The organism is Janibacter sp. CFPM2_SD2 (genome assembly GCF_057364645.1).
In genome coordinates this window covers 1-4,567 of the sequence record NZ_JBNFOF010000228.1, presented here as the reverse complement: position 1 = coordinate 4,567, position 4,567 = coordinate 1, and the positions used below count along the sequence as shown (strand labels likewise).

Annotated in this window: 4 protein-coding genes and 2 pseudogenes; 3 read left to right on the top strand and 3 right to left on the bottom strand. The window is 74.9% G+C overall.

The features are described 5' to 3' along the window. Together AC2W7J_RS16025 and AC2W7J_RS16020 are read right to left on the bottom strand one after the other, a co-directional pair. Positions 1-672 (bottom strand): ribonuclease D (locus AC2W7J_RS16025; protein ID WP_485983620.1); only part of this gene is annotated, 672 nt, incomplete at its 3' end. A 205-nt stretch (positions 673-877) separates the two neighbouring features. Then, positions 878-1,457: pseudogene (locus tag AC2W7J_RS16020) on the bottom strand (DUF3000 domain-containing protein). 63 nt (positions 1,458-1,520) lie between these two features. On the opposite strand from AC2W7J_RS16020, the gene hemE reads away from it, so the two are divergent. Further along, the gene (gene hemE, locus AC2W7J_RS16015) at positions 1,521-2,573 is read left to right on the top strand and encodes a uroporphyrinogen decarboxylase (protein ID WP_421008520.1); all 1,053 of its coding nucleotides are present in this window, start codon (positions 1,521-1,523) and stop codon (positions 2,571-2,573) included. 11 nt (positions 2,574-2,584) lie between these two features. Here hemE and AC2W7J_RS16010 read toward each other — a convergent pair whose 3' ends face one another. Further along, the gene (locus AC2W7J_RS16010; RefSeq protein WP_485983622.1) at positions 2,585-3,259 is read right to left on the bottom strand and encodes a DUF4349 domain-containing protein; all 675 of its coding nucleotides are present in this window, start codon (positions 3,257-3,259) and stop codon (positions 2,585-2,587) included. On the opposite strand from AC2W7J_RS16010, the gene AC2W7J_RS16005 reads away from it, so the two are divergent. Continuing rightward, entirely contained in the window at positions 3,225-3,623 is a 399-nt protein-coding gene (locus tag AC2W7J_RS16005; RefSeq protein ID WP_485983618.1) for a hypothetical protein, read from the top strand. The genes AC2W7J_RS16010 and AC2W7J_RS16005 overlap by 35 nt on opposite strands. A 69-nt stretch (positions 3,624-3,692) precedes the next feature. After that, positions 3,693-4,567 (top strand): annotated as a pseudogene (locus tag AC2W7J_RS16000) (protoporphyrinogen/coproporphyrinogen oxidase); the annotation flags it as partial.

Here is a 4,567-nt window from a genome sequence, read left to right as displayed (position 1 = left end):
GGGTCGGCCAGGGGCGATGTCGACGAGGGCGGTGTCGGGGATGACCCGGCCGGGGGAGGTGTCGCGGTCGCGGGCGATGCGGTCGCGCTCGTACCAGAGCTCGCGCACCGTCGCGAGGACCCGCGGCTGGCGGATCTTGTGCAGGCCCGAGGTCCGACGCCACGGGTCCTCCTTGACCGCCGGCCGCCAGCTGAGCAGCGCCTCGAACTCCTGCCGTGCCCACTCGCTCTTGCCCTGCGCGGCGAGGTCGGCGCCCATGAGGTTGCGCACCTCGGTGAGCACCTCGACGTCGAGGGCGGCGTAGCGCAGCCACGGCTCGGGCAGCGGCCGGGTCGACCAGTCGACGGCCGAATGCTCCTTGGCCAGGCTGATGCCGAGGTAGTGCTCGATGACCGCGGCGAGGCCGACGCGGGGCAGGCCGAGCAGTCTGGCCGCGAGCTCGGTGTCGAAGATCTGCCGGGGCGCCAGACCGAGCTCGCGCAGGCAGGGCAGGTCCTGGGTTGCGGCGTGCAGGATCCACTCGCCGGTGCCGATGGCCCGGTCGAGCGGGGTGAGGTCGGGCAGGGTCACCGGGTCGATGAGCCAGGTGCCCGAGCCCTCGCGGCGGACCTGGACGAGATAGGCGCTCTGCCCGTAGCGGTAGCCGGAGGCGCGCTCGGCGTCGAGGGCCACGGCCCCGACACCGCTGCCGATCGCCTGGGCGCAGGCGTCGAGCTCGGACTCGAGGGTGATGACCGGCGGGATGCCCTCGGCGGGGCTCGGTGAGGACCGGCAGGGAAGCCGGCTCGGGGCGTCGAGTCGGGAGTCTCGTCGCCGGGCGGGGCGGCCGCCTCGGGAGTGCTCTCGGGCTCGGGCGGGGCCCCGGTGTCCTGCGGCGTCACCGGCGACGCCCCGGCAGGGCCACGACACCAGAGGGCAGCGGCGGCAGACCGCCGACCGTGCCCAGCATGTCGGCCCAGGCCAGCAGGTGGGGGCCGACGGTGGAGTCGGCGGGGCTCCACGAGGCGCGGATCTCCATCTCGACGTCGGGCTCTCGGTCCTCGAGGTCGGCGAAGGACTCGGAGACGACGTGCGTCACCGTGCCGGCGAGGTTGGCGGCCTCGATGCCGTGCTCCTCGAGGGCGTCGGTGAGCCACGACCAGCCGACGGCTCCGAGCATCGGGTCGCGCGACCTCGGGCTCGAGCTCGGCGCGGGCGAAGGTGACGATGCGCCAGGCGCCGCCCCACGGCTCGGGCTCGCTCGGGTCGTGCAGCAGGACGAAGCGTCCGGTCGCGAGGTCCTCGCCGTCGGCGGAGTCGACGATGTCGGCGGTCATCGCGACGGCGTGGGGGGCCAGACGGGTCGGCGCGGGCACCTCGGTCAGGCGCACCTCGGGGCGCAGCCGGGTCTCGTGCAGGCTCCGCAGCGCATGGGCGAAGTCCGGCGACTGCGCCTCGGAGGTCTCTCGGGTGGCCACCTGTCGAGCCTAGGTCGCGAGAGGCCCCGTCGGCGGGAGGGCACGCCGGGCGGGCATGGGAGGATGCGCCCCGTGACCACCCACGCCTCGCCCTCCGACAGCCCCCTCGTCCGCGCGGCCCGCGGAGAGTCCGTGCCCCACACCCCCGTGTGGTTCATGCGGCAGGCCGGCCGGTCGCTGCCCGAGTACCGCGAGGTGCGCCGCGGCACCGACATGCTCGAGGCCTGCCGCACACCCGACCTCGTCACCGAGATCACCCTGCAGCCGGTGCGCCGGCACCGGGTCGACGCGGCGATCTTCTTCTCCGACATCGTCGTGCCGCTCGCCGCTGCGGGGGTCGACATCGACATCGAGCCGGGTGTCGGGCCGGTGCTGGACCTCCCCTTCGCCTCCCGCGAGGACCTCGACCGCCTCCCCGAGCTGACCCCGGACATGGTCCCCGACATCACCGAGTCGGTCCGCCGGATCGTCCTCGAGCTCGGCGCGACGCCGCTCATCGGCTTCGCCGGCGCCCCCTTCACCCTCGCCTCCTACCTCATCGAGGGCGGGCCGAGCCGCAACCACGAGCTGACGAAGTCGCTCATGCACGGCGACCCGCAGCTGTGGCACGACCTGTGCGCCCGGCTGTCGCAGATCTCCGCGGCCTTCCTCAAGGTCCAGGTCGAGGCGGGGGCCAGCGCGATCCAGCTCTTCGACTCGTGGGCCGGCTTCCTCTCGAAGGCCGACTACCGCCGCTACGTCCTCCCGCACACCGAGGCCACCCTGGCGGCGCTCGCCGACGCGGGCGTGCCGCGCATCCACTTCGGCGTCGGGACCGGTGAGCTGCTGCCGGACATGGCCGCGGCCGGCACCGAGGTCATCGGGGTGGACTACCGGGTCAACCTCGCCGAGGCCATCGAGCGCGTGGGCGGCAACCAGCCGGTGCAGGGCAACCTCGACCCGGCACTGCTCTTCGCGCCCTGGGAGGTCGTCGAGCGCGAGGTCCGCCGCATCCTCGACGAGGGTCGCGCCGCGCCCGGCCACATCTTCAACCTCGGCCACGGCGTGCTGCCCGACACCGACCCCGTGGTCCTCACCCGCGTCGTCGAGCTGGTCCACGAGGTCAGCGCCCGCTGAGCCCGCGGGGCTCAGGCCTCCGCGGTCGGGGCCGTCGGCGTGGCGACCGGACGAGAGGTCCGCCGGCGCCGGGCCCACCGCGCGATCGGCCAGCCGACGACCAGGCCCACGACGGCGAAGGGGGTCACCGCACCCAGCACCGTCAGGCCGACGGTGAGGGCTCCGGTGAAGGCCGACCACCCGGAGCTGAGCCCGGCGAGGAATCCGGTGCGCTCCTCCTCGGGCTCGTCGGCGGGTGCGTCCTGCGTCGACAGGCTCACCGTGATCGGTGCCGTCGTCGTGCGCTTCTCGAGCGACTTCTGCTGGCTCGTCATCGCCTCGAGGTCCGCCTCGCGTCGGCTCAGCTCGCTCTCGAGCGTCACGACCTGGTCGAGGCCCTCGGCCGAGTCGATGAGCTTGCGCAGGCGCTCGACCGACTTCGTCATCGTGCGCACCCGCGCCTCGGTGTCGGTGTACTGCGCGGTGAGGTCCTCGGCCTCGCTCGAGCGGTGGGTCACCTCGCCGATGTCCGCGAGACGGGTCATCGTCGCGTCGAGGTCGTCGACGGGGACGGTGACGGTGATCTCGGCCCAGTCGCCGCGGTGCCCGTCGTCGGCCCGCGAGTCCTCGCTCGAGACGTAGCCGTCGACCCGGGCGGCCGTGGAGCGGACCTTGGCGGTCGACTTCTCGACGTCGTCGACGGTGATCGACAGGCTCGCCGTGCGGGCGACGTGCGTCCCGCTCGCGACCTGCGTCGTGTTGCCCGCCCGCTTCGACGAGCCCGAGTCGCCCGACCCGGAGCCGGCGGCGCTGTCGGAGCTGCCCGACTCCTGGTCCGCCGCCGAGGTCGCGGACGAGGCGGCGCCGCCCCCTTTCGTCCTGGCTCATCGGTCGGCTGCTCACCGACTCGTCACCGCCGCCGCCTCCGCACCCGGCGAGCGCCAGCCCGCCGGCCGCGACGAGCGCCGCCCACCGTGCCGTCGTCCACCGTGCCGTGCCTGCCGTGGTGCCCATCGTCGTACCCCCTGCGTCGTGCGGCGGGTCGGTCCCGCCGCGGTGTCGTGGGTCTGACGGGAGCGGACCCCCGATCGGTTCCCACCCCCGTCCGCGGGGCTCGAAGCGCGGTGGGAGAGTGGGGCCATGGGTCCGCGGGTCGTCGTCATCGGTGGTGGGCTGGCCGGCCTGGCCACCGCCCACCACCTCCTGCGGTCACGCCCCGACCTCGACCTCACCGTCGTCGACGGCGGTGACCGCCCCGGCGGCAAGGTGCGCCGCGAGCAGGTCGGCGGCGTCTCGTCGACGTCGGCGCGGAGTCGGTCGTGGCCAGCAGCGCCGCCGCCCGGGACCTCGTCACCGGGCTGGGTCTGACCGACCGCCTCGTCCACCCCGAGCCGGTGCCGGCCTCCATCTGGTCCCGCGGGCGCCGGCACGCGGTGCCCGGTCGCACCTTCATGGGGGTGCCCGGCCACGAGACCGACGCCTCCGGTCTCCTCGACGAAGGGGAGGTCGCTCGCGCCGCGCAGCCGGCCCCCTTCGCTCTCGACCGTGACGACGTCACCGTCGCCGAGGCGGTCGCCGCGGTCCACGGCCGGGCGGTCGTCGACCGCATCGTCGAGCCGCTGCTCGGCGGGGTCTACGCCGGCCGCGTCGACCGGCTGTCGCTGCGCGCCACGATGCCGGTCCTGTGGTCGGCGATGGCCGGCGGTCGCACGATGACCGAGGCCGTCGACGGGCTGCTGCCACCCCCGAGCGCCACGCCGCGACCCCGGGTCATGGGACTGTCCGGTGGCATCGGCGGGCTCGCCGACGCCCTCGCCGCGTCGGTGCAGGCCGCGGGCGGCCGGATCGAGACCGGCACGCTCGTGCGACGGATCGAGCGCACTCCGACGGGCTGGCGGGTCGTCACGGGAGCGACCACCGCGCCCCGGGCGCTCGACGCCGACCTCGTCGTACGTCGCGACCCCCGCGACGCCGACGTCGCGGCTCGCTCGCCGACCACGCGCCCGCGGCCTCGA